Source organism: Marinomonas rhizomae (assembly GCF_003315485.1).
In the GTDB taxonomy this organism is placed as follows: Bacteria; Pseudomonadota; Gammaproteobacteria; order Pseudomonadales; family Marinomonadaceae; genus Marinomonas; species Marinomonas rhizomae.
Window position 1 is genome coordinate 181,394 of record NZ_QNSE01000009.1, and the last position, 24,036, is coordinate 205,429.

General features: G+C 42.5%; 20 protein-coding genes. 18 read left to right on the forward strand and 2 right to left on the reverse strand.

Annotated elements, in window-relative coordinates; translation table 11 throughout:
- Position 1 precedes the first annotated feature (1 nt).
- The gene (gene glnD, locus DFP80_RS13235) at positions 2 to 2,695 is read right to left on the reverse strand and encodes a [protein-PII] uridylyltransferase (RefSeq protein WP_113917273.1); all 2,694 of its coding nucleotides are present in this window, start codon (positions 2,693 to 2,695) and stop codon (positions 2 to 4) included.
- Between the two features lie 64 nt (positions 2,696 to 2,759).
- Complete coding sequence (gene map, locus DFP80_RS13240) at positions 2,760 to 3,617, reverse strand: type I methionyl aminopeptidase (RefSeq protein WP_113917274.1); 858 nt, start codon at positions 3,615 to 3,617, stop codon at positions 2,760 to 2,762.
- A gap of 333 nt (positions 3,618 to 3,950) precedes the next feature.
- On the opposite strand from map, the gene rpsB reads away from it, so the two are divergent.
- From rpsB to tilS, 18 genes are all read left to right on the forward strand, one after another.
- Complete coding sequence (gene rpsB, locus DFP80_RS13245) at positions 3,951 to 4,685, forward strand: 30S ribosomal protein S2 (RefSeq protein WP_113917275.1); 735 nt, start codon at positions 3,951 to 3,953, stop codon at positions 4,683 to 4,685.
- Between the two features lie 85 nt (positions 4,686 to 4,770).
- On the forward strand, positions 4,771 to 5,631 hold the full coding sequence (gene tsf, locus DFP80_RS13250; protein WP_113917276.1) for a translation elongation factor Ts: 861 nt from the start codon (positions 4,771 to 4,773) through the stop codon (positions 5,629 to 5,631).
- 130 nt (positions 5,632 to 5,761) lie between these two features.
- Complete coding sequence (pyrH, locus tag DFP80_RS13255) at positions 5,762 to 6,484, forward strand: UMP kinase (protein WP_113917277.1); 723 nt, start codon at positions 5,762 to 5,764, stop codon at positions 6,482 to 6,484.
- A 7-nt stretch (positions 6,485 to 6,491) separates the two neighbouring features.
- Entirely contained in the window at positions 6,492 to 7,049 is a 558-nt protein-coding gene (gene frr / locus DFP80_RS13260; RefSeq protein ID WP_113917278.1) for a ribosome recycling factor, read from the forward strand.
- Positions 7,050 to 7,098: 49 nt separating this feature from the next.
- A complete protein-coding gene (gene uppS / locus DFP80_RS13265; protein WP_113917279.1) occupies positions 7,099 to 7,830 on the forward strand; it encodes a polyprenyl diphosphate synthase in 732 nt (243 codons plus the stop codon).
- A gap of 2 nt (positions 7,831 to 7,832) precedes the next feature.
- Complete coding sequence (locus DFP80_RS13270) at positions 7,833 to 8,636, forward strand: phosphatidate cytidylyltransferase (protein WP_113917280.1); 804 nt, start codon at positions 7,833 to 7,835, stop codon at positions 8,634 to 8,636.
- Positions 8,636 to 9,811, forward strand: a complete 1,176-nt coding sequence (gene ispC / locus DFP80_RS13275; protein WP_113917281.1) for a 1-deoxy-D-xylulose-5-phosphate reductoisomerase — start codon at positions 8,636 to 8,638, stop codon at positions 9,809 to 9,811. The genes DFP80_RS13270 and ispC overlap by 1 nt, the downstream gene beginning before the upstream one ends.
- Entirely contained in the window at positions 9,808 to 11,154 is a 1,347-nt protein-coding gene (gene rseP / locus DFP80_RS13280) for an RIP metalloprotease RseP (protein WP_113917282.1), read from the forward strand. Before ispC ends, rseP begins: the two co-directional genes overlap by 4 nt.
- Positions 11,155 to 11,164: 10 nt before the next feature.
- Positions 11,165 to 13,477 (forward strand): outer membrane protein assembly factor BamA, encoded by a 2,313-nt coding sequence (bamA, locus tag DFP80_RS13285; RefSeq protein WP_241560254.1) that lies wholly within the window; start codon positions 11,165 to 11,167, stop codon positions 13,475 to 13,477.
- 30 nt (positions 13,478 to 13,507) lie between these two features.
- Positions 13,508 to 14,002, forward strand: a complete 495-nt coding sequence (locus tag DFP80_RS13290; RefSeq protein ID WP_113917284.1) for an OmpH/Skp family outer membrane protein — start codon at positions 13,508 to 13,510, stop codon at positions 14,000 to 14,002.
- A 3-nt stretch (positions 14,003 to 14,005) separates the two neighbouring features.
- Positions 14,006 to 15,043, forward strand: coding sequence for a UDP-3-O-(3-hydroxymyristoyl)glucosamine N-acyltransferase (gene lpxD, locus DFP80_RS13295; protein ID WP_113917285.1), 1,038 nt, complete (start codon positions 14,006 to 14,008; stop codon positions 15,041 to 15,043).
- Complete coding sequence (gene fabZ / locus DFP80_RS13300) at positions 15,044 to 15,481, forward strand: 3-hydroxyacyl-ACP dehydratase FabZ (protein WP_113917286.1); 438 nt, start codon at positions 15,044 to 15,046, stop codon at positions 15,479 to 15,481. It abuts the gene before it with no gap.
- Positions 15,481 to 16,257 (forward strand): acyl-ACP--UDP-N-acetylglucosamine O-acyltransferase, encoded by a 777-nt coding sequence (lpxA, locus tag DFP80_RS13305; protein ID WP_113917287.1) that lies wholly within the window; start codon positions 15,481 to 15,483, stop codon positions 16,255 to 16,257. Before fabZ ends, lpxA begins: the two co-directional genes overlap by 1 nt.
- 63 nt (positions 16,258 to 16,320) lie before the next feature.
- Positions 16,321 to 17,478, forward strand: a complete 1,158-nt coding sequence (gene lpxB, locus DFP80_RS13310) for a lipid-A-disaccharide synthase (RefSeq protein WP_113917288.1) — start codon at positions 16,321 to 16,323, stop codon at positions 17,476 to 17,478.
- A complete protein-coding gene (gene rnhB / locus DFP80_RS13315; protein ID WP_113917289.1) occupies positions 17,478 to 18,077 on the forward strand; it encodes a ribonuclease HII in 600 nt (199 codons plus the stop codon). The genes lpxB and rnhB overlap by 1 nt, the downstream gene beginning before the upstream one ends.
- A gap of 4 nt (positions 18,078 to 18,081) precedes the next feature.
- Complete coding sequence (gene dnaE, locus DFP80_RS13320) at positions 18,082 to 21,558, forward strand: DNA polymerase III subunit alpha (protein WP_113917290.1); 3,477 nt, start codon at positions 18,082 to 18,084, stop codon at positions 21,556 to 21,558.
- Between the two features lie 125 nt (positions 21,559 to 21,683).
- The gene (accA, locus tag DFP80_RS13325; protein WP_113917291.1) at positions 21,684 to 22,631 is read left to right on the forward strand and encodes an acetyl-CoA carboxylase carboxyl transferase subunit alpha; all 948 of its coding nucleotides are present in this window, start codon (positions 21,684 to 21,686) and stop codon (positions 22,629 to 22,631) included.
- An 83-nt stretch (positions 22,632 to 22,714) separates the two neighbouring features.
- Positions 22,715 to 24,031, forward strand: coding sequence for a tRNA lysidine(34) synthetase TilS (gene tilS, locus DFP80_RS13330; RefSeq protein ID WP_241560255.1), 1,317 nt, complete (start codon positions 22,715 to 22,717; stop codon positions 24,029 to 24,031).
- Positions 24,032 to 24,036 lie beyond the last annotated feature (5 nt).

Genomic DNA, 24,036 nt, shown 5'->3' on the forward strand with positions numbered 1-24,036 from the left:
TTTAGTCCATCGCTTGAGAAAAACGGTCTATTTTCTCTTTTAAAAGGGTGCAAATTTTGGTCATAGCTTCAGGGTCTGTAATAAGGTCGCCGTTCTCTTCGGTGATGTAGAAGGTGTCTTCTACGCGCTCTCCTAATGTGGCTATTTTTGCCTTATGAAGCATGATGTTTTGATTCATGAAAAATTGTCCGACCAAGGCGAGTAATCCAGGTCTGTCAGGTGCGGTTATCTCGAGTGCTGACCAGACTTCTTCCGGTTGGCTGACAAAGTGCGCCGTCGACGGGGAGTTGAATATTTTCAAAATCCTTGGAGTATGGCGCTGAACAACACTTTCATAAAGAGATGGCGTTTCCAGTTGTTCCATTAGGGTTTTTCGAATAAGAGTGATGCGTTCTTTGTCTAGGTGTAGGTTTGCATCGCTGTCGTTGCTATCCATAACGACGAAGCTATCTAGGCTATAGTTGTTCGTGGTATGGCTAATTTTAGCGTCTAAAATGGTGAGTCCTAGTTGCTCAAATGTCGCGGCTGTTACTGCAAACAAATGCTTGCTTATTAGTGTGTAAATAAAAATTTTACTGGCACCTGAGAAATTTCGACCACCTAGAGGGGTAATGGCGATTAATGGCTTATCACTAGGTCGATGGCGCAAAATAGCTTCAGTGTTCCAGGCAATTTCGTCACCGTTTGAGCGGATAAAGTATTCTTCCTCAATCGTTTCCCAAATGGTTTCCGCTTCCATTATGTCTACATTACGCTCGATCATAATTTCCAATGCGCGTTGCTTGTGTTCGTCATTTATCATGTCTGCGTCAATGGGGAAGTCCAAACCGCGGCGCAGCGCTCGTTTGGTTTCCAAATAAAGCTGACGCATAAGAGAGGCTCGCCAACTGTTCCACATGGTTGGGTTGGTTGCATTGATGTCGGCAACGGTAAGAATAAATAAGTAATCTAGGCGTTCTTGATCTTTTACGTAACTCGCAAACTCCCAAATAACTTCAGGGTCAGAAATATCTTTACGTTGCGCAGTCACCGACATGAATAAATGATTTCGGACGAGCCAAACAACAAGATCTGTGTCCTGTTTTGATAATCCATGGCGTTCGCAAAAAGCTTGAGCATCGACACACCCTAGTTCTGAGTGGTCGCCACCTCGACCTTTTGCTATGTCATGATATAAGCCTGCTATGTATAAAAGTTCAACTTTTGCTACGTGGCGAATGGCTTGTGCCGAGATAGGAAATTTCTGCTTAAATTCTGGTAGCCATAGGCGACGTAGGTTCTCTACCAACTGCAGTGTGTGAGCATCAACAGTATAGATATGGAATAAATCATGCTGCATTTGCCCAATGATGGCGCCAAACTCCGGTAGATAGCGGCCAAGGAGGCCTAGATGTTTCATCGATCTTAGTATGCTGGTGAGTCGATATCGGCTGGCTATGATATCGAGAAATAGGTCAGTATTTACTTTGTTGTTTCTATAATCGTCATCAATGAGGTCAAGGCTGTCGCGCAGTTGGCGCATGGTGTTAGCGCGAATGCCTCTGATGTTTTCGTGGGCGCCCAATAAAACATATATTTCCAGCATGCTAGATGGGTTGTCTTGAAAGAGTGTATTGGAGCGCGCTTCAAGTTGGCCGTTGGCTATTTGAAAGTGATTGTTAATGACCTCAACGCTGTTGATTGCATCTTTTGCCAAAAAAGATTCTTCAAAGTGTTGGAGAAGTAGGTCGTTTAATTGCTGAATGGCAGCCACACTTTGGTAATAGCCTTGCATAAAACGTTCTACGTTGCGTTTTAAATCGTCGTCATCAAAGCCAAATAGTTTGGTTAGGGTGCGTTGGTGGTCAAAAAGAAGTCTATCTTCTTTACGTCCTGCGACCATGTGCAAGGCCCAGCGAACTCTCCAGAGGTGGCTAACAGCGCCTTTTAGTTGAATATACTCGTCTTCAGAGAGGAATTGTTTATCTATTAAGGCGCTAAGTCTATGTGTGTGTAGGTGTCGTTTGGCGACCCAGTCTATCACTTGCATATCTCTGAGGCCGCCCGGACATTCTTTTAGGTTTGGCTCTAGGTTGTAGGCGGTATTCTGATATTTTGCGTGGCGTTGCTTTTGTTCGGCTAATTTTGCTTGGTAAAATGAATGCCCATCCCACATTTTAGAAGTATCTACGTGTAGCTTGAGGGTGGCTAATAAATCAATTGGCCCTATGAGAGTGCGCGATTCAATCAAGTTTGTGATGATGGTGATGTCTTTTTCTGCCATCTCTGCGCATTCATTAATGGTTCGAACGCTGTGGCCAACATCCAAATTAATATCCCAAAGAAATGTTATGAAGGCTTCGATTTTGTGTTGAGGGGCAGAGGTTTCGTTTTCCATTAAAATCAGTAAATCAATATCTGACTTAGGGTGCAATTCGCCGCGACCGTACCCACCAACGGCGACTAGGCTGACATGCGGTTCGCAGTCTAGTGCTTTAGATATCCAGGCCGCCTGCATTACTTCGTCATAAAAAGAAGATAGGCCTTTTACGAGCTTTTCTATTGGGTAAAGGGAATGAAAAAGATCGTTATAAAGATTGGTTTTTTCTTCAATGATGGCTTTGTAGTGTGAAATAGAGCAGCTCGGCTGTGCTAACTCATGTTTTTCTTCCTGTGTCAGTAGTGGCGGAGCGTCTGGAAAAGCAGGGAAGTCCATACAATAGCCTCGAAGAATAAATGATTATTAAGGGTGCTAAATATTTTGGGCAAACTCGCTTCTCTTATAAGAAGCGAGTTTCTTCAGGTCGACGGGTAAGTACTTCAACCCCATCAGCAGTGACAAGAAGGGTGTGTTCATATTGAGCCGATAAGCGCCCGTCTTTGGTTTTTGCAATCCAGTTATCTGGTCCGGTGTGTTTCACCTGTTTTTTGCCAGCGTTGATCATTGGCTCTATGGTGAGGGTCATTCCTTCTTCTAGCATTACGCCAGTACCAGCTTTTCCGTAATGAGCAACTTGTGGTTCGCCGTGAAAAGTCGTTCCAACACCGTGACCACAATATTCTTCAACTACTGAGTAGTGGTGTTTATGGGCATGGGCCGAAATAGCCGCGCCGATATCACCAAGACGTGCACCGGGTTTTACCATGTCGATAGCAAGATAGAGGCATTCTTGAGTGATGTTTGCTAAGCGTTCTGCGTGAGGTAGAGCGGGGCCTGCGAAAAACATTTTACTAGTGTCGCCGTAATATCCATCTTTAATAATAGTGATATCAATATTAACCACATCCCCTTTTTTTAAGGCTTTATCATTTGGGATGCCATGACAGATAACATCATTGACAGATGTGCAGCAAGATTTAGGGAAACCGTGATAATTTAAAGGGGCTGGAATAGCTCCTTGTACGTCAACAATGTAGTTGTGGGCAATAATGTCGATTTGCTCGGTTGTTGCGCCTGGAACAACAAACTCCTCTAGCATAACCAGTACATCGGCCGCTAATTTTCCTGCGGTGCGCATGCCTTCAATGTCACTAATGTCTGTGAAACGTGTTGATGCTGGGCGAGGTGTCCAGCTAGGTGCCTCAATTCGACCGTTTTTAGTCAGCTCTTCAATTTTTTGTAGGGTTTCGTTGCTCATAATTCACATGTCTTAAAATGGGTTTATATCTATGTCGATAATATCGTTGCGAGACATTCTACATGACTTGAGCGGCAGAATCGCCTCTCTAGTTGAAAAAAACGTTCCTCTCGTAGTGTGTAAAAAGTACGTTCAAGTCTTTTGGTTTTTGCCTGGATGTGGTATAAAACGCCGGCTTGTTAGGCTTGTGCCTAAAATAAGCGAATTTATTTAAATCAACGATCTTGCCGCTATTAAAGAAAGGGTCTTGGGTGTCTTAGGTTGCCTTAAACCTTATTTGACTGACGCTTTCAGCTGGTAAGCATAAATAACCCAAATTTAAAGGATAGTAAAATGCCTACAGTTTCTATGCGCGACCTATTATTGGTTGGTTCACACTTCGGTCACCAAACTCGTTACTGGAACCCAAAAATGAAGCCTTTCATTTTTGGTGCTCGTAACAAGATTCACATCATTAACCTTGAGCACACTGTTCCAGCTCTTAATAACGCTCTTGAGCTTGTTAAGAAAATGGCTGAAAACAAAAACAAGGTTTTGTTTGTTGGTACTAAGCGTGCTGCATCTAAAACGATTAAAGAGCAAGCTGCTCGCTCTGGTATGCCATACGTTAACCACCGTTGGTTAGGTGGTATGTTGACTAACTACAAAACAATTCGTGCATCTATCAAGCGTCTTCGTGAGCTTGAGAATCAAATGTCCGATGGTACTTTCGACAAGCTGACTAAAAAAGAAGCTTTGATGCGTACTCGTGAGCTTGAAAAACTAGAGCTTTCTATGGGTGGTATCAAGGATATGGGCGGCCTTCCTGATGTATTGTTCGTAGTTGACGTTGATCATGAGCGTATTGCGATTAAAGAAGCAAACAAATTAGGTATTCCTGTTATCGGTATCGTTGATACTAACAGTAATCCAGATGGTGTTGATTACATCATCCCAGCTAACGATGATGCGATTCGTGCAGTTCAATTGTACGTTGGCGCTTTTGCTGATGCAGTTCTTGAAGGTCGTAATGCGACTGCTGGTACTGCTGATGAGTTCGTTGAAGTAAGCGAAGCAACTGAAGCGTAAGCAAACTTTCTAGTTTGTTCTGGTTTCTAAAGGGAGGTTTCTTGCCTCCTTTTTTAAATTTGAATTGGTATAAAGAGGATTTAACATGGCCGCAGTATCTGCAGCATTGGTAAAAGAGCTACGTGATCGTACTGGCCTAGGCATGATGGAGTGTAAAAAAGCACTTGTCGCTGCTAACGCTGATATCGAAGTGGCTATCGAAGAACTACGTAAATCAAGTGGCATGAAGGCAGCTAAAAAAGCGGGCCGTACTGCAGCTGAAGGTACAATCATTATGCGTGTTGCTGATGATTCATCTTACGGTGTCTTGGTTGAAGTTAACTCTGAAACTGACTTCGCTTCTCGTGATGCGGGTTTCATCTCTTTCGCTAATAAAATAGCTGACGTTGTCTTTGCAACGAAAGAAACAGATATGGCGAAAGTGGTTTCAGGTGAAATGCTTGAAGCTCGTGAAGCTTTAGTGCAAAAAATCGGTGAAAACATCACGCCTCGTCGTGCTGTCATCATTGAAGGCGGTTTAGTTGGTGGTTACCTTCACGGTAATGGCCAAATCGCTGTATTGACTCAATTGGAAGGCGGTTCTGCGGAATTGGCTAAAGATGTTTCTATGCACGTTGCCGCTGTATCTCCTCGCGTTGTTCGCGGTGAAGATATGCCTGCTGATGTTCTTGCAAAAGAAGAAGAGATTGTTCGTGCGCAGCCAGACATGGCTGGTAAACCAGCAGAGATCGTTGATAAAATGATTGTTGGTCGTATGAAGAAGTTCTTAGCTGAAAATAGCTTGACTGAGCAGCCTTTTGTTAAGAATCCAGAAGTTAAAGTGGGTCAGTTAGTAAAAGACGCTGGCGCAACGGTCACTTCTTTCATTCGCCTTGAAGTGGGTGAAGGTATTGAAGTTGCTGAAGTGGATTTCGCGGCAGAAGTAGCAGCACAACTTAGAGGTTAATTCTTAGTTGTAATGTCTTGCAAAAAAAAGGGGCAGCTTGACTGCCCCTTTTTATGAGAAGTGAGAGCGATGAGTGTCGGTTAGATTGACCTCAGTTATTCAAGAAATGAAATCATTGCCGGAGGTTGGTATGCCAAAAGAAAAGAGTCCAAAATACAAAAGAATTTTGCTTAAGCTGAGCGGCGAAGCCTTGATGGGTGATGAGTCCTTTGGTATCGACCCTAAAGTGTTGAATCGTATCGCCTTAGAAATTGGTCAATTACGCGGTATCGGTGTTGAAGTCGGCATTGTTATTGGTGGTGGTAACTTGTTCCGCGGTCAGGCGTTAAGTCAGGCTGGTATGGATCGAGTGACTGGTGACCATATGGGGATGTTGGCGACGGTAATGAATGCCTTGGCAATGCGTGACGCGTTAGAGCGTGCCAATATTGCTACTCGCGTGATGTCGGCAATTACAATGACTGGCATCGTTGAGCCTTATGATAGACGTCGTGCCATGCGCTTGATGAAAGAAGGTGATGTGCTCATTTTCTCTGCTGGTACAGGTAATCCTTTCTTTACGACGGACTCTGCTGCTTGTTTGCGCGGTATTGAGATTGATGCAGATGTCGTATTAAAAGCCACGAAAGTAGACGGTGTTTACTCTGCGGATCCTATGAAAGATCCTGCTGCAGTGAAATATGATACATTGGGCTACGATGAAGTTCTTGAAAAACAATTAGGTGTCATGGACTTAACGGCAATATGTTTGACCCGTGATCACAGTATGCCAATACGCGTATTTAATATGAATAAGCCAGGAGCCTTGGTTAATATCATGGTTGGTGGCAGTGAAGGTACCCTGATTAAGTGAGGAAGTTATGATTAACGAAATTCTTAAAGACGCAGAAGACCGTATGAGCAAGGCTGTTGCTTCTGTCGAGTCTGCGTTTAAAAAAATCCGTACAGGTCGTGCGCACCCAAGCATTTTAGATTCAGTTAAAGTGAACTATTACGGTTCTGACACTCCATTAAGCCAGGTTGCTAACATTACAGTTGAAGATGCACGAACTTTGGGGGTTTCCCCATGGGAAAATAACTTAGTTCCTGAAATTGAAAAAGCCATCATGAAATCTGATCTTGGCTTGAATCCAGCGACTAATGGCAATCTAATTCGAATCCCTATGCCTGCATTAACAGAAGAAACTCGTAAGAATTACTTTAAGCAAGCAAAGAGCGAAGCTGAAAATGGCCGTATTGCCATCCGTAATATTCGTCGTGATGCAAACGGCAGTCTTAAAGACCTAGTAAAAGAAAAAGAGATTTCTGAAGACGACGATCGTCGTGGACAGGATCAAGTTCAGAAAATTACTGACAAGTATGTTGCTCTGGTTGAAGAGCGTCTTGCTGCAAAAGAAAAAGACTTGATGGAAATTTAATGGAGAAGGCGGGCTTTGGCTCGCTTTTTTTATTGACTAGGGTAATGCTATGTCTGTATTGGATGGCGCTGATCTTAACTCAGCGGTCGGCCCGGCTCATATTGCCATCATCATGGATGGTAATAACCGTTGGGCAAAGAAAAAACACCTTCCGAGTATTGCTGGTCATACTGCAGGAGCATCAGCGGTGCGTCGCGTGGTTGAGGCGGCTGCTAGATCTGGTGTTAAAGTCTTGACTCTATTCGCTTTTTCTAGTGAAAACTGGAAACGCCCTAAGTTAGAAGTGGATGGCTTAATGACATTGTTTATGCGCTCTTTGAAGAAAGAGTTTAAGCGATTGAATGAGCATAAGATTAGGCTTAGAGTGATAGGTGATCTTTCAGGCTTCAGTAAAGGTTTGCAAAAGCAAATCAAGAATGTTGAAGATGCAACCAAAGACAATGACCAGATGACCTTGGTGATTGCAGCTAATTATGGTGGTCGCTGGGATATTGCTCAAGCGTCAAAAGCTATAGCTGAACGTGTTGTGCTAGGTGAACTCTCTCCAGAAAATATTAATGAAGAGTTGTTGAGTGAGCATATGCAATTGGCTGACTTACCTGCGCCTGATCTTTTGATTCGAACTTCGGGAGAAGAGCGTATAAGCAATTTTTTGCTTTGGCAAACGGCCTACTCTGAATTTATTTTTCTTCCGGTTTTGTGGCCGGACTTTGATCAAAAACATTTTGATGAGGCTATTGAAACTTATCAAAACCGTCAACGTCGTTATGGTGGTCGATAACCATGTTACTCCCTCGAATTCTTAGTGCCATAGTCATGGCTGTGTTGTTCATTTGTGCTGTTTTTGTGCTTGAAGCCTCTAATTTTATTTTTGCCATGGGTGTGGTTGTGTTTTTGGCTGGTTGGGAGTGGGCGCGTTTATCGGGTGTCATCAATCAAGCTGGCCGTGTTCTGTTTGCGGCTTTTATCGGTTTTATTTGTTTTGTTGTCTTGATTTATAACTTGCAAAAAACATTGCTATATTTAAGCCCTTTATTATGGCTGTTGGCGTTGTATTGGGTGATGCGTTATCCCGCGCTACTTATTTGGCGACATATTTTTAGTCGTTTGCTGTTTGGTGTCTTGGTATTGGTGACAACTTGGTCATCGTTAGTGGTATTGAAGCAATCAGATAATTTTGTGGTATGGGTGTTATTGCTTATGGGCTTGATTTGGGGCGCGGATTCCGGGGCTTATTTTGCTGGTCGAGCATTTGGTAAAAGAAAGTTGGCGCGTTTTGTTAGTCCTGGCAAGTCGTGGGAAGGCGTGATTGGTGGTTTGCTTCTTACTCAGGTAGGCATTGTTGTTTTTGCCATATTAAGTGATGTTACATTTTTCAATTGGTGTATGTTGGCTGCCATTGCATTAATAACTTCGTCTGTTTCTGTATTGGGAGATTTGACGGAAAGTCTATTTAAACGTCATGAAGAGTTAAAAGATTCTAGCCACCTTATTCCTGGGCATGGCGGTGTGATGGATCGGGTTGATAGCTTAGTTGCTGCTGCTCCTATTTATGTATTATTGCTGAGTTTGGCAGGGTGGCTTTAATGCAAGGTATTTGCTTGTTGGGAGCGACTGGGTCGATTGGCCAAAGTACACTTGATATCATCGCTCAACACCCAGAGAAATTTACTTTAGTTAATGCCTCGGCAAATGAAAGTGTAGATAAAATGGCGGAGATATGTCGTCGTTTTAAGCCTTTGCGTGTCGTAATGGGGTCTCAGCAGGCTCGTGATGAATTAGCGTATAAATGCCAAGGTTTGGCTATATCGTTCGAGTGGGGGGAAGAGGCTCTAGACAGTATTGCCTCTGATTCTGCTGTTGATCAGGTTATGGCTGCTATTATGGGCTTTGCTGGCCTTAAACCAACTTTGGCTGGTATTCGTGCTGGTAAGCGAACCTTATTAGCCAATAAGGAGTCCTTGGTTACAGCTGGTAAGCTTTTTATGGACGAGGTGGCTCGTCATGATGTTATGCTTTTGCCAATAGACAGTGAGCACAATGCGATTTATCAGAGCTTACCGCAAACGTCACATGGCGCTCATCAACAAGATGTGTCAAAAATACTTCTTACGGCATCTGGTGGTCCTTTTAGATCTTGGACGCTAGATGAAATGAAGTTTGTCACGCCTGAACAGGCTTGTAAGCACCCGAATTGGTCTATGGGGCAAAAAATTTCGATTGATTCAGCTTCTTTGATGAACAAGGGTCTTGAATTGATTGAGGCTTGTTGGCTATTTGATGTGACGCCAAATCAGGTTGATGTTGTGGTTCACCCTGAAAGTATTATTCACTCCATGGTGTCTTACTTAGATGGCTCTGTGATTGCTCAGATGGGCAATCCTGATATGAAAATTCCAATTGCTTATGGGATGAGTTGGCCAAACCGTATAGAAACAAGTGTTCCGCCTTTAAATTTGGTGGATGTTGCTCGCCTGAATTTTGAGTCTCCTGATTTAATGCGTTTTCCGAATTTGAAATTAGCCTCCGATGCTTGGTTTATGGGGGGGACAGCTATGGCTGTGTTGAATGCAACAAATGAAATTGCGGTGACAGCTTTTTTGAATCGTCAGATTGGCTTTCTGGATATTGCAAGACTGAATGAGCGGGTGTTGATGGCGGCGAATATTGTTGCTGTGAATGACCTTGATGATGTTTTTGAAGCAGATCGATATTCTCGTCAATTGGCATTGGGTATGATTTCTAGCGGTAATTTTTCATGATACAGAATGTTTTATCTATTGTTGTTGCCTTAGGTTTATTGATTACTTTTCATGAGTTTGGGCACTTTTTTGTCGCGCGTCGTTGCGGTGTTAAAGTGTTGCGTTTTTCTGTTGGTTTTGGAAAACCGATTTATCGCTATGTTGGTAAAACCGGAACAGAATATACATTGGCGATGATTCCTCTTGGTGGCTATGTGCGAATGCTCGATGAGCGCGAAGGGAATGTGCCTGCTGAATTGAGAGCTCAGGCATTTAACACAAAAAATGTGTGGCAGCGTATTGCGATTGTGGCAGCAGGTCCGGTTGCTAACTTTATTTTAGCGATTGCTATCTATGCTTTGGTAGCTTTGCTTGGTGTGCAGTCTATAGCGCCAAAAGTTGGTCAGATTGAGCAGAATTCTCCGGTAGCTCAAACTCAAATTCAACCCGGCGATGAACTTATTTCTGTTGCTGGTGAGTCGGTTGTATCGTGGGAAGATGTAAATTTAGTGCTAGCAGGCTTGATCGGGAAAACAGGAACGATTATCGTTCGTTATCAGCCTGAAGGGATGAGCTCTTTGCAGGAAGATAAGATACAGCTTAATCGGTGGTTAGTTGGTGATGAGCCTAATAATTTAATTCGAGCTTTTGGCTTGTCTCCATGGCAGCCGATTGTGACACCTATTATTGCTCAGGTTGTTGCGGACGGGGCGGCTTCTGTGGCTGGTTTTCAGGCTGGAGATGAAATCCTGAGCATAGGAAATCGGCCTGTATCTAGCTGGCAGCAAGTTGTTGCAGTGGTTCAGGCGAACCCTAGTAGAGAGCTTGTTGTTGAAGTTCAGCGTTCACAAGATGTGATTGAATTATTATTATTGCCTAAATCTACTGAGAAAAATGGCAAAGTGATAGGGTATGCTGGGTTGGCAGTGGTTCCACCTAAATGGGATGAAAATCTTATTAGAGAGCGTCACTATGGTCCGGTGGAGTCGCTTTCTTATGGTGTTGCGCAAACTTATAAGATGGTATCGTTAACCATTTCTTCTATCGGGAAAATGTTACAGGGACTGATTTCTGTTGATAACTTGTCGGGACCAATCACGATTGCAAAAGTGGCAAGTGCGTCTGCAGATTCCGGGTTACAATCATTTTTGAAATTTATGGCTTACCTCAGTGTTAGTTTGGGGGTGCTTAATTTATTGCCTATTCCAATGTTAGATGGTGGGCATTTGTTGTTTTTTGGCATTGAAGCTATTCGTCGAAAACCTGTTTCTGAAAAAATTCAGAATATGGCGTATCGAGTTGGTGCTTCTCTTTTATTCGCTCTAATGGCTGTTGCCATTTTTAATGATATTGCCCGCTTGTAGAGAGGTAGATGTGAAAGTCGTTTCAGCAGTATTTTTGGCTTTAATAAGCGTGCAAAGTTTTGCAAAAAATGTAGAGGACGTTCGAATTGATGGCTTAGTACAAATGCCATCTTCAAGAGCATTCGATGTGATAGGCTTTGATAAAAATGAGTCCTATGATTCAGGTAAAGTTTATCAAGCAATTAATTCTCTTTTTAACACAGGTTACTTTAGTGACATAGATGTATACGAAGAAAATGACGTTTTGGTGTTTGATGTGGCAGAGCGTCCTTCAATTGGTAATTTGACTATTGAGGGTAATGAACTCATTAAAACTGAAGATTTACAGCGTGGCTTGAAGTTGTCAGGCTTAGAAATTGGTGAGATTTATCAGCCTGAGACGCTAAATCAAATAGTTCAAGAGCTTCAGCGTCAGTATTATGCACTAGGTCGATATAGTGCCAAAGTAGATATTGAAGTAGAGGATATGCCACGTAACCGTGCCGGAATTGTTATTAAAATTGATGAAGGTGACACGGCTAAAATAGTTCATATCAATATTGTTGGCAATAAAGACTTTGATGAAGAAACGTTGACGAAAGATTTTGAATCTAGCGAAACGGGCTCTTGGAATCCCTTTAGTTCTGCAGATGAATACGCTAAGGGGAAAATTGATGGCGATATCAATACGCTGAAAAGCTTTTACCTAGATCATGGTTATCTAGATTTTAATGTAGTCTCAAGCCAAGTGAGTTTGTCGGCTGATAAACGTGATGTTTATATTGTTATCAATGTTGAAGAGGGTAAGCCATACAATATTAATAATATTGCTCTTAGCGGAAGCCTACCTATCGCTGAAGATAGTGTATGGAAACAAATTTCTCAGAAAAAAGGCGATGTCTTTTCTCGTAGTGAAGTCACCAAGGTAATCGAAGGCATCTCAACAGTGCTGGGTGATGAAGGTTATTTGTTTACTAACGTAAATGTGATACCAGAGAAGTTAGATAACCATACTGTTAATCTTAGTTATCAAATTGCTCCAGGGCCTAAAGTCTATGTTCGTCGTATTACTTTTAGCGGTAATAGTGAAACACAAGATGAGGTGTTGCGTCGCGAGATGACACAATTCGAAGGTGCATTGGCGACGCACTCTAAAATTCAGGCGTCTAAGCGTCGTCTTGAGCGACTTGGTTTCTTTAGTAGTGTTGATTTACGTACACGACCTGTTAGCGGAACATCAGATCAGGTTGACCTTGATGTTGTGGTACAAGAGCAGGCGTCAGGCAGTATTCAGGCTAGTATCGGGTATTCACAAGAAGATGGTACTGTTTTGGGTTTCGGTATTTCTAAGCGTAACTTCTTAGGAACAGGCAATAAGTTATCGTTCAGTGCTTCCCGTACTGATTCTACTCAAGATTATTCGATTAACTACGACAATCCATACTTTACTGTAGATGGTGTCAGTCGTGGATTTCAGGTGTTCTATCAAACGAGTGATCATGCCGACGATGACGTAGAAGATTACGATTTAGATGAAATTGGTGTCGGTGTAAATTATGGTTACCCAATTTCTGATACGCAACGCTTATCTTTTGGTATGACCATAAAGGAAAGTACTGTCAAGCTGGGTTATGATCCATCAAATGAAACGGAAGATTATGTCGATACTCATGGTGATAATTATGATGATGTTATTGCCAGTTTGACTTGGTCAGATAGTGACTTGATTGGTGGGGTTTTACCTACTAATGGCTATTCGACTAGGGCTACTTTAGAGGTTGCGTTACCCGTTGGTGATCAACAATATGCCAAACTGGGTGTTACATCTCAGAAATATTGGAATTTAAATGGCTCTGATTTGTGGTTGTTTCGTTTGAAAGGGCGCCTTGGTTACGGTACAGGGTATGGCGACAGTGACTCATTACCTTTCTTTGAAAACTATTATGCTGGTGGGGCGTATTCTGTTCGTGGTTATAGTGCTTCTTCTCTTGGCCCGCAGAACTCCTATGATGACGCTGATACTGATACATCAGCTTTGGGGGGCAATATATTGATGACGGGTACAGCTGAGCTTATTTTTCCACTGCCTATGGTCGAAGACCACAAATCAGTTCGGACAACAGTTTTCTTAGATGGCGGTAATGTTTTTACAGACTCTTGTCTTAGTGCCAACACAGAATGTAACGAAGGCGTTGACTTATCGGAAATACGCTACAGTTTGGGGGTAAGTTGGACGTGGATTACACCAATCGCCCCTTTGTCCTTTAATTTCGCGAGACCTTTAAACGCAAAGGATGGAGACAGCACAGACTTTTTCCAATTCCAGTTAGGGACGACTTTTTAATTTAATATGTATCATTTAAGAGGATCTATAATGAAAAAAATCATAACTGCAATTTTTACTCTATGCTTCATAGGTAGTGTTCAAGCAACAGAGGTGGCTGTTATCGATTTTAGAGCCGCTCTTCTTGAGAGTAAAATTGGTCAGGAAGCAGCGAAAGAGCCTAAGCAAAAAGTGGCAGAAATGGATGCTCGACTGAAAAAAGAGCAGGAAGAGCTTGAGTCATCGGCAAAGGATTTGAAACGTGATGAGCTAACATTATCTCCGGATGAGTTTAAAAAACGTCGTCAAGCATTGGCTGAACATGATAATAAAGTACGAGCGATGGCAGCAAATATGCAGCGACAAGCAAAAGCATTAGAGCAACAGTTGATTAAGTCATTAACGCCTCAAGGTGAGGCCGCGTTGAAGTCTTTAATTGAAGAGCGGAAGTTGGATCTGGTATTGAATCGACAGCTTAGCCTATATGCGAATGCGGACGCTGACCTAACTGACGAGCTTGTGAAACGTATTAATAAGGACAACTAATCTATGAGCCACACGCTAGGGCAATTGGCGACTAAGGTGCAAGGTGTTGTAAAAGGGGACGAATGCCTTCTGATTGAAAAATTGGGCACATTGGAAAAAGCAACGAAGACTGAATTGAGCTTTTTAGCCAACCCTAAATATCAACATCAGCTTACCTCTACATCAGCGGGTGCCGTTCTTGTTAAGACGGAAGAATTAGCTCAGTTGGTAGATAATGCCATTGTTGTTCCTAACCCTTACCTAGCGTTTGCTCAGTTATCTCATTTATTTGTGCCATCTACTCAGTCTTGGAAGGGGATTCATCCAAGTGCCGTGATTTCGACTAATGTGATTATTGCCGATGATGTGACCATAGGACCTAATGTGGTTATTGATGATGACGTTACTATTGCAGAGGGGTGTGTTATTGGTGCTGGTTGTGTGATCGGACGTGGTGTTAAAGTAGGCAAAGGTACTCAGTTGTACCCTAACGTTACGTTTTATCATGACGTTATTATTGGTGACAATTGTATTTTTCACAGTAACTCAGTTATTGGTGCAGATGGTTTTGGCTTTGCACCTAAAGTGGGGGGCTGGGAAAAAATTAACCAACTAGGCGCTGTTATTATTGGGGACAATGTTGAAATTGGTGCAAGTACTACAATTGATCGCGGTGCACTCGAAAATACTCAGATTGGATGCGGCGTTAAAATAGATAATCAAGTTCAAATTGCTCATAACGTCATAATTGGTGATAATACGGCAATTGCAGCCTGTACAGCGATTGCGGGTAGTACAAAAATTGGTTCTTTTTGCACTATTTCTGGTGGTGTTTGTATTGCAGGGCATTTAACGATTGCCGATAGTGTTCATATTACAGGTATGAGTATGATTAGTAACTCTGTTGCAGAAGCAGGTTCTTATTCTTCTGGAATGGGGATGGAGCCGACAGGAAAGTGGCGTAGAACGGTTGCTCGAGTTAGAAGAATAGACGAAATGGCAAAGCAATTTGCACAACTGAAACAACAGGTTAATAAGTTTTTAGAGAAGGTTGATAAATAAATGATGGACGTAAATGAAATCCGCCAATACTTACCTCATAGGTATCCGTTTTTATTGGTAGATCGTGTTGTTGAACTGAATTTGAATGAGTCCATTATAGCTTATAAAAATGTCACTATTAATGAACCATTCTTTAATGGACATTTCCCCAATCACCCTGTGATGCCTGGTGTCTTGATTATTGAAGCAATGGCTCAAGCTGCGGGAATACTAGGCTTCAAAACTATGGATAAAAAGCCAGAAGATGGCTCTATTTATTATTTTGTTGGTTCTGACAAAGTTCGTTTTAAGCGTCCTGTTGTTCCTGGAGATCGTTTGCAGCTTGAAGCAAAAATTGTTACCGAAAAACGTGGAATTTGGAAGTTTGAGTGTAAAGCAACTGTTGACGGTGAGTTAGCTTGCTCTGCAACTATTCTGTGTGCTGACAGGAAAATATAGTGGCGATACATCCAACTAGTTTGATCGATTCGAAAGCAGAGATTGACTCCAGTGTCGAGATTGGTCCTTTTTGTGTGATCGGACCGAATGTGAAAATTGGTGCTGATAGTGTTATTAAATCCCATGTCGTCATTAATGGCCATACAACCATTGGGTCTAATAATGAAATTTATCAGTTTGCTTCCGTTGGAGAAGCAAACCAAGACAAAAAGTACAAGGGTGAGCCAACACAGCTTGTAATTGGTGATAGTAATGTTATCCGTGAAAATGCAACGATTCATCGCGGTACAGTTCAAGATCAGGGTATTACACTAATTGGCAGTCATAATTTGTTTATGGCAAGTACTCATGTGGGTCATGACTGTATTGTTGGCGATAATAATATAATGGCGAACTTCGCTGCTCTTGCAGGGCACGTAACGGTTGGCAATAATGTTATTTTAGGTGGCTATACAGGGATTCATCAGTTTTGTCAGGTCAACTCTTTTAGTATGTGCGGTATGGGGTCAATGGTTTCTAAGGATGTGCCACGGTATGTCATGGTTTCTGGTAATCCAGCTAAAGCACACGGAATGAACTTTGAAGGAATGCGTCGTCGAGGCGTACCTGCGGATGTTATCCGAGCCTTACGTAAAGCATACAAGACGGTATATTTAAAAGGTTTAACATTGGAAGCGGCTCTATTAGAGCTCGAGCAAGGGGATATATTTCATATTCCTGAAGTGGCTGAGTATGTTTTATCAATTCGGCATTCGAAACGTGGAATTGTCCGATAGGCATCATGTTTAAAAGAAAACCCCGGACTATTTCGGGGTTTTTTATTATTAGGGGTTGTGTAAATGCAAGTGACGTCTGTGACACGTTATGTGTTGGTGGCTGGTGAAGCGTCTGGTGATATTTTAGGGGCCAACTTAATTGCTCATTTAAAAAAAGTGCAGCCAGATGCTATTTTTGAAGGCATTGGTGGTCCGCTAATGGAAGCTCAGGGCTTTACAAGTATCGTGCCTATGGATCGATTGTCTGTTATGGGGTTAGTCGAGGTTTTGGGGCGTCTTAGAGAGCTTCTGGGTATTCGTAAGCGCTTGTATCGCTCTTGCCTGAATAATCCTCCTACTGCCTTTATTGGAATAGATTCACCCGATTTTAATATGCCACTTGCGAGAAAACTAAAGCAAGCAGGTATTCCAACTGTTCATTATGTTAGTCCATCCGTTTGGGCGTGGCGTCAAAAAAGAATTTTTAATATCAAAAAATCTGTTGACCTTATGCTGGCGCTTTTTCCATTTGAACTTCCTATTTATCATCAACATAAAATTCCAGTCGTTTGTGTTGGTCATACTCTTGCAGATGAGATTCCGCTTGAAAGTGATGTGAGTGTTGCGAGAGATGCGCTTAATTTAGGGCAAGTTAAGGGGCCAGTGTTTGGAATTCTTCCTGGTTCTCGTGAAGGAGAGGTGTCTCGACTTGCGCCACTTTTTATAGAAACGGCTAAGCTTATTAAACAAAAAGAGCCGAATGCTACTTTTTTGATTCCTGCATCAAATAAAGAGCGCCGTGTTCAAATAGAAAGAATATTGCAAGAGGCAAACGCCGAAGCGGTTGTGATTGATGGTAAGTCTCGCACGGTTATGGGGGCGTCTGATGCTATTTTGTTAGCATCTGGCACTGCGGCATTGGAAGCTATGTTAGTTAAACGACCAATGGTTGTATCCTATCGAGTTAATAAACTCACTTTTGCTATCATGTCTAGAATGATAAAAGTTCCTTATGTCTCTTTACCTAATTTGCTGGCGAATGAAGCATTAGTGCCTGAGCTTTTGCAAGATGATGCGACGCCGGAGAATTTGGCAACGCGATTGTTGCAAACTTGGCGATCTTTTGTCACAGATAAAGCCATTCAGTCTAAATACTTGGATTTGCATATGATGTTACGAAAAAATGCCGGTGCGCAGGCTGCCCAGGCTATTGTTGATATGCTTGAAAGGAAAGGGAAATAATGGAACCTTTTGTTAGCCAAGTGTATTTCGGAAACTTATTGGCAGGCACTGATGAGGCTGGTCGGGGGCCACTAGCGGGTGAGGTTGTTGCTGCTGCTGTGATTTTGGATCCGCAGTGTCCTATTGCGGGGTTAGCGGATTCTAAAAAACTAAGTGAAAAAAAACGCGAAGCATTATTTGTTGAAATACAAGAAAAAGCCTTAGCTTATGGTATTGCTAGTGCAACGATAGAAGAAATTGACGAAATGAATATTCTTCATGCGAGTATGTTGGCAATGTCTCGTGCTGTTTCTTTACTCTCTATCGTTCCTGAACATGTGTTAGTGGATGGTAATCGTATTCCGCTCAATTTACCTTGCTCAGCAGAAGCGGTTGTAAAAGGTGATGCACGCCAAGCAGCTATTTCAGCAGCGTCTATATTGGCGAAAGTCACACGTGATAGAGACATTGTAAAAGCCGCAGGTATTTACCCCGAATATGGTTTTGAAAAGCATAAAGGTTATCCTACAGCCCAGCATCTAGAAGCGATTCGTTTGCATGGTATCACGCCGATTCATCGGCGCAGTTTTGGTCCAGTTAAAAAGATTTTAGAGGGATAATATTTTGTCCACATCATTTATACACCTACGAGTTCATACCGAGTTTTCCTTGGTAGATGGCTTGGTGAAAATAAAAGGCTTACTCGGTACTACTGAGTTTATGTCTATGCCTGCTGTTGCTATTACAGATGAAAATAATCTCTGTGGCTTTGTACGTTTTTATAAAGGGGCTATGGATAAAGGCATTAAGCCAATTTGTGGTGCGGATGTTGTGGTTGCTGAAGACGATGAGGTAGATTCACGTTATCGCTTTACCTTATTAGCGACATCGAATAAGGGCTATAAAAACATTATTGCCATTATTTCGAAAGGGTATCAGTTAGGACAAGTAGAGGGCCGTCCTATTGTTCAGCGTGAATGGATAGAAGCGCATAGCGAAGATGTTATTGCTTTATCTGGCGCAGGTTTTGGTGATATTGGTTACTTGTTACAAAAAGGCCGTTTTGAACAGGCTAAAAGTCGATTGGCGTATTGGATGTCTGTATTTCCAAGTCGCTTTTATGTTGAACTACAACGAACCAGTCGTCCAGGCGAAGAAAGCTATATACACGCTGTTGTGCCTTTAGCTGGAGAGCTTGATTGCCCTGTTGTGGCAACCAATGATGTGCGTTTCTTAAAACGTGAGAACTTTGAAGCACATGAGGCGCGTGTTTGTATTCATGATGGTGTGACTTTGGATGATCCACGTCGCAAGCGTCGTTACTCTGAAGAGCAATATTTTAAAACGCCAGAAGAAATGGCTGAGCTTTTTCATGATATTCCAGAAGCACTAGAAAATACCGTTGAAATAGCCAAACGTTGTAGTGTTGATGTTTTGTTAGGTGAGTACTTTTTACCAGATTATCCTGTGCCTGACGGTATGACGATGGAGGAGTTCTTTAGCAAGCTATCTTATGATGGCTTGGTCGAGCGTTTTAATTTCCTTACTAAAAAATATGGCGAACGTATTGAAAAACGTCGTCAGGAATATTGGGATCGTTTGGATTTCGAATTAACCATCATTAATCAAATGGGCTTTCCTGGTTACTTTTTGATTGTAATGGATTTTATTCAGTGGGCTAAAGACAATGATATTCCCGTTGGCCCTGGTCGTGGTTCTGGTGCCGGTTCTTTGGTGGCTTATGCCCTGAAAATCACCGATCTTGATCCACTTGAGTACGATTTGCTATTTGAGCGGTTCTTGAACCCAGAGCGGGTATCCATGCCTGACTTTGACATCGATTTCTGTATGGATAATCGTGACCGAGTAATCGATTATGTGTCGCGTACCTATGGGCGGGATGCTGTGTCTCAGATTATTACCTTCGGTGCGATGGCGGCAAAAGCCGTGGTTCGCGATGTGGCAAGGGTGCAAGGCAAGCCTTATAGTTTAGGGGATAAATTATCCAAACTTATCCCTTTTGAAATCGGTATGACGCTTAAGAAAGCTTTGGAAGAAGAGCCAGCATTGCCAGAGTTTTTAGCTGGAGATGAAGACGCTGCTGAAGTCATGGAAATGGCGATTTCTCTAGAGGGTGTGGTGCGTAACTTCGGAAAACACGCTGGTGGTGTCGTTATCGCGCCAACTAAGCTGATTGATTTTGCGCCGCTTTATTGTGAAGAAGATGGCTCAGGTTTGGTGACTCAATACGATAAAAATGATGTTGAAGAGGCTGGGTTAGTAAAGTTTGACTTTCTGGGTTTGAAGACGCTGACTGTTGTCGATTGGGCTGTTAAAAACATTGATGCTATTAATGAGTTAGAAGGCAAGCCACCACTCGATATATCCCTCATAGACCTTGAAGACAAATCTACTTATGACCTATTGAAACGAGCGGAAACCACCGCTGTGTTTCAGTTGGAGTCTCGTGGCATGAAAGAGTTGATTAAAAAACTTTTGCCTTCGCGCTTTGAAGATATTATTGCCTTGGTGGCCTTATATCGTCCTGGTCCTTTAGGCTCGGGCATGGTGGACGACTTTATTAACCGTAAGCATGGTCGTGCTGAAATGGCTTTCCCACACCCCGATTATCAACATGAAGATTTGATTCCTGTATTGGAGCCAACATACGGCATTATCTTGTATCAAGAACAGGTAATGCAGATTGCTCAGGTGCTGGCCAAATTTTCTTTGGGGGGCGCCGACTTACTTCGTCGTGCCATGGGTAAGAAAAAAGCCGAGGTCATGGCCGAGCAGCGCTTAATCTTTATGGAAGGCGCGCTTAAAAATAATGTAGATAAAGATTTGTCGGGTAACATCTTTGACCTGATGGAAAAATTCGCAGGGTATGGTTTTAACAAATCTCACTCGGCAGCGTATGCTTTGGTTTCTTATCAAACAGCGTGGTTAAAAAATCATTACCCAGCGCCTTTCATGGCGGCGGTATTGTCTGCGGATATGCAGAATACTGACAAGATCGTTATTTTCATTGAAGAATGTCGGTCTATGGAGTTGGCATTAGAACTTCCAAATGTAAATGAGTCAGTCTACAAATTTACCGTTAATCCTAAAGGGGCTATTGTTTATGGTCTTGGTGCGATTAAAGGGGTGGGTGAAGGCCCAATTGAGGCGATTGTTGAGGCTCGCAAAGAGGGTCCTTTCGAGCATATTTTCGATTTTTGTCAACGTGTTGGCAAAAAGGTTAATAAGCGAGTCATGGAGGCGTTGGTTCGCTCAGGGGCGTTTGATAGCATAGGTCCAAATCGAGCTACCTTGTTTGCGTGTATTGATGAAGCGCTTAAAAGAGCGGTTCAGGATGCGAAGAACCAAGACGCAGGCATGATGGATTTGTTTGGTGTCGCGGTAGAAGAAAATACGGAAGATGCTTATAGGGAAATAGGCATTCAGCATGAGTGGCCACCGCGTCAACGCCTTGATGGCGAGAAAGATACGTTGGGTTTATATGTGACAGGTCACCCAATTGATGAATACGAGAAAGAGATTCGTCGCTTTGTTCGTTCAAAAATTGTGGATTTACAACCTAAACGTGGTGATACGCAGATCATGGCTGGTTTGATCGTTGACTTACGTATTACTAAGAGTAAAAAAGGTGGTAACATCGCCTTTGTGACTTTAGATGATCGTTCTGCGCGAATAGAAGTGACGGTGTTTCCTGATAACTATGACACTTTTAAAGATGTTATTGTAAAAGACGAAGTGGTTGTGGTTGAGGGGGAAATTACTGTTGACGAGTTTCGTGGCGGACAAAAAGTTATTGCAAGAAATATTCTAGATATTGCTCAGGCTCGAGTCCGTTATGTGGAAGCGTTGCGGATTACCTGGACGTCAGAGACAGTAACACCAAAAGAAATACAAGCATTGGCAAACTATATGGAGTCATATCGAGGCGATGGCTGCGATGTGGTGATAGGTTTTGATACACCGCAAGCATGTGGTGATATCCGTTTGGGATCGGGTTGGAAAGTTCGTCCAGATGACGAATTAATTCACCAACTTCAGAAACAATACGGTAAACAAAATGTTCAGTTAGTGTATACTTAGACTCATTTAATAGTTTTAGCGATGGAATGCAGCGTAGAAATACGCTTAATAGAGCTATAGAGCAAATGGCTAGCCGCCTTTTGCCCTTGTATTTGATGGCAACCAAACAGTAGTGTAATTAAACCATGAATTTAGATTATCTCCCATTTGAGCAGCCGATTGCTGAGCTCGAACAGAAAATTGAAGAGTTACGTTTAGTCGGTAACGATAATGAACTCAACATAAGCGATGAAATCAGTCGTCTTGAAGATAAAAAAGTAGCGCTCACTAAGAGCCTATTCAGTAATCTAGGGGCATGGGAAGTTTCTCAATTAGCGCGTCACCCAAAGCGCCCGTATACTCTTGATTATATTAAACACGTTTTTACAGATTTTGAAGAAATGCATGGTGATCGTCATTACGCTGATGACCGTGCCATTGTCGGTGGTATTGCCCGTTTAGATGGCCGCCCTGTTATGGTTATTGGTCATCAAAAAGGCCGTGAAGTAAAAGAAAAAGTGCTTCGTAACTTTGGTATGCCGCGTCCAGAAGGATATCGTAAGGCGTTACGTCTTATGGAAACAGCTGAACGTTTCAATATGCCTATTGTTACATTGATTGACACACCCGGAGCGTACCCAGGTATTGGCGCGGAAGAACGTGGTCAGAGTGAAGCAATTGCATTTAATTTGGCTGTTATGTCTCGCCTTAAGACGCCAATTATTTCTACAGTAATTGGTGAAGGTGGCTCTGGTGGTGCTTTAGCAATTGGTGTTTGTGACGAACTAATGATGCTGCAATATGGCACTTACTCTGTTATTTCTCCAGAGGGCTGTGCGTCTATTCTATGGAAAAGTGCTGATCGCGCTTCTGATGCAGCAAAGGCAATGGGGATTACTGCCCAGCGCCTACAAGAATTAGGCTTTGTTGATAATATTATCCAAGAACCTCTTGGTGGTGCACATATTTCTCATGAAGAAATTGCTCAGAGTTTAAAGAAAAATATTCTTGCTGCGTTAGATCGTATGGAAGCATTGACGACAGAAGAGCTATTGGCTCGTCGCTACAATCGTTTAATGTCTTACGGTTTATAAGCTTTTGCTTTCTTAAAAAGCCTCCTTATTTAGGGGGCTTTTTTGTTTCTTACATTTAAGATACTTCGTTCTACGATTCTATGATGAAACCTTGTATATCTACACCACTTACTTCTCTGTCGCCTCTTAGATTTAACATTGAGTGGGTAGATTCTCTGTTTGCTGGCACGGATAGAGTGTGGGTTGGTTTTAGTGGTGGTGTGGATTCTCATGTTTTATTGCATGCTTTGGCGAATCATTTATCGGTAGAGCAAAAAAGAAAACTCGCAGCGCTTCATGTGCATCATGGTTTAAGTGTTAATGCCGATGATTGGTTAACGCATTGTGAGGCTATTTGCGACAAGCTTGATGTGCCTTTTATTGCGGAGCGTGTGCAGTTAGAAGCTCAAGCTTCTTTAGAGGATGCCGCACGTAATGCTCGTTACTCTGCTTTTCAAAAGGTCATGGGTGAGCGGGATGTCATTTTGCTTGCTCATCATGCGGGGGATCAAGTCGAAACTGTGCTGTTTCGTTTATTACGGGGAACGGGTGGGAAAGGTTTAGCGGGTATCCCACAAGAAAGGTCACTTGGCGATGGTCATGCTCGTTTGGTTCGTCCCTTGTTAACGGCTTCGAAAAACGATATTGAAGATTATGCTCGTCAACATCAGTTGAAGTGGATTTATGACGAGTCTAATAGTGATGAGCATTTTACACGTAACTTTCTTCGTCGAAGTGTCGTTCCTGTTCTGAAAAAGCGCTTCCCTACAATGGAGCATAGTATTGCCTCCGCTACACAGCGTCTTAGTATTGACTACGCTATGCTTTCTCTGTTCGCTCAGCAGCAGCTATCGGCTTGGTGTAATGATTTTGGCGGTTTGGTTTTATCCAATATTGCTGATAAACCACTTGAAGAGCGACTTTTTTGGTGGCGGCATTTTTTGCAAGGTAAAGATATTTCACTACCGCACGCTCAATTAGAAAGTGTCGATTTGATGTTTACTGGTGCGGAAGATAAACAGCCAGTATTCGAGTTTTCTCATGGACGTATTATGAGGCACCAAAATATAGTTTACCTTCTACCACCAGATGAGGCAGTTAAGCTGCCTGCTTTGGTCTCTGGCGAGATTTTACGGCGCCCATTTGATGAGATCTGTGTAAGTGGTAGTGAGGCTTGTTTATTGAAGGCTCGCCCTCAGGGTGAGAGTTTAATTATGCCAAATGGTAAAACTCGTAAGCTAAAAAAGTGGCTGAACGATGAGGCGATACCAAACTGGTGGCGTGAGCATATTCCTTACTTGTATCTAGGTGATACTTTAGTTGCTATTGGCGATCTTTGGCAGCATCCAAATTATTCTTATCTCATAATTAAATGGCAACCGAGTTCAAAGCTACCATTGCTAAGAGCCAATTGTAGCTAGTTGTT

Coding starts and splice junctions, on each gene's coding strand:
- lpxB (WP_113917288.1), top strand. CDS start 16,321: ATGCAAGTGACGTCTGTGACACGTTATGTGTTGGTGGCTGGTGAAGCG.
- rnhB (WP_113917289.1), top strand. CDS start 17,478: ATGGAACCTTTTGTTAGCCAAGTGTATTTCGGAAACTTATTGGCAGGC.
- fabZ (WP_113917286.1), top strand. CDS start 15,044: ATGATGGACGTAAATGAAATCCGCCAATACTTACCTCATAGGTATCCG.
- ispC (WP_113917281.1), top strand. CDS start 8,636: ATGCAAGGTATTTGCTTGTTGGGAGCGACTGGGTCGATTGGCCAAAGT.
- tsf (WP_113917276.1), top strand. CDS start 4,771: ATGGCCGCAGTATCTGCAGCATTGGTAAAAGAGCTACGTGATCGTACT.
- frr (WP_113917278.1), top strand. CDS start 6,492: ATGATTAACGAAATTCTTAAAGACGCAGAAGACCGTATGAGCAAGGCT.
- map (WP_113917274.1), bottom strand. CDS start 3,617: ATGAGCAACGAAACCCTACAAAAAATTGAAGAGCTGACTAAAAACGGT.
- accA (WP_113917291.1), top strand. CDS start 21,684: ATGAATTTAGATTATCTCCCATTTGAGCAGCCGATTGCTGAGCTCGAA.
- DFP80_RS13270 (WP_113917280.1), top strand. CDS start 7,833: ATGTTACTCCCTCGAATTCTTAGTGCCATAGTCATGGCTGTGTTGTTC.
- rpsB (WP_113917275.1), top strand. CDS start 3,951: ATGCCTACAGTTTCTATGCGCGACCTATTATTGGTTGGTTCACACTTC.
- DFP80_RS13290 (WP_113917284.1), top strand. CDS start 13,508: ATGAAAAAAATCATAACTGCAATTTTTACTCTATGCTTCATAGGTAGT.
- uppS (WP_113917279.1), top strand. CDS start 7,099: ATGTCTGTATTGGATGGCGCTGATCTTAACTCAGCGGTCGGCCCGGCT.
- glnD (WP_113917273.1), bottom strand. CDS start 2,695: ATGGACTTCCCTGCTTTTCCAGACGCTCCGCCACTACTGACACAGGAA.
- rseP (WP_113917282.1), top strand. CDS start 9,808: ATGATACAGAATGTTTTATCTATTGTTGTTGCCTTAGGTTTATTGATT.
- lpxD (WP_113917285.1), top strand. CDS start 14,006: ATGAGCCACACGCTAGGGCAATTGGCGACTAAGGTGCAAGGTGTTGTA.
- pyrH (WP_113917277.1), top strand. CDS start 5,762: ATGCCAAAAGAAAAGAGTCCAAAATACAAAAGAATTTTGCTTAAGCTG.
- tilS (WP_241560255.1), top strand. CDS start 22,715: ATGAAACCTTGTATATCTACACCACTTACTTCTCTGTCGCCTCTTAGA.